A 559-nucleotide genomic window follows, 5' to 3' on the forward strand; every position below is an offset into this window, starting at 1 on the left:
ATCTGAGGCTTTTTGTTCAATCCAACTGGTACAGTTTTAAACCGGAATCTTGCACAATTTTACCCCGACGTTGACAGCAGGCTGAGCGCAACAGCGGCGCGCACCAAATCCATTGCAACGAGGAAGGCGCGGCGCGGCAATCGGTCGGCGAAGGCACCGACTACCGGCGCGATGCCGATATAGGCGATCATCTTGATCGCCAGGGCCGTTCCCAGCACGGCACCCGCATTGCCCCCGGCAAGCTCATAGGCCAGCAGTCCGAGAGCTACGGTTGCCAGCCCCGTGCCTACGAGTGCGATAATCTGGGCGCTCAGCAGATGGCGATAGGTCCTATTGGCGAGCACCGCGATCATGCCGACATTCTTGTGGTTTCCAGGACGCGCGGCCCCAGTGTTTCGATGATCTTGCAATCCGCAACCGTATTATGTCGACAGCTTCCGATTAGCCGCCTTAGTTCTTCGCGCATCGCGGAAAGATCGGCAATTTTTAGTGTCCCGCTTTTTGGAGGAAACCCCCCGACTTCAGTCGGGAAGAGGCTTCAGCCGTTGCCTCGGGGAAT

1 protein-coding gene is annotated in these 559 nt (G+C 57.6%); it reads right to left on the bottom strand.

The genetic code is table 11. The features are described 5' to 3' along the window. Positions 1-59 precede the first annotated feature (59 nt). Positions 60-353, bottom strand: a complete 294-nt coding sequence (locus tag L3X40_RS22135; RefSeq protein WP_445177241.1) for a hypothetical protein — start codon at positions 351-353, stop codon at positions 60-62. Between the last annotated feature and the right edge of the window lie 206 nt (positions 354-559).

The sequence above is a fragment of the Rhizorhapis sp. SPR117 genome (assembly GCF_021742065.1).

Bases quoted from the DNA above. Each gene is read 5' to 3' on its own strand.
- L3X40_RS22135 (WP_445177241.1), bottom strand. From the start codon at position 353: ATGATCGCGGTGCTCGCCAATAGGACCTATCGCCATCTGCTGAGCGCC.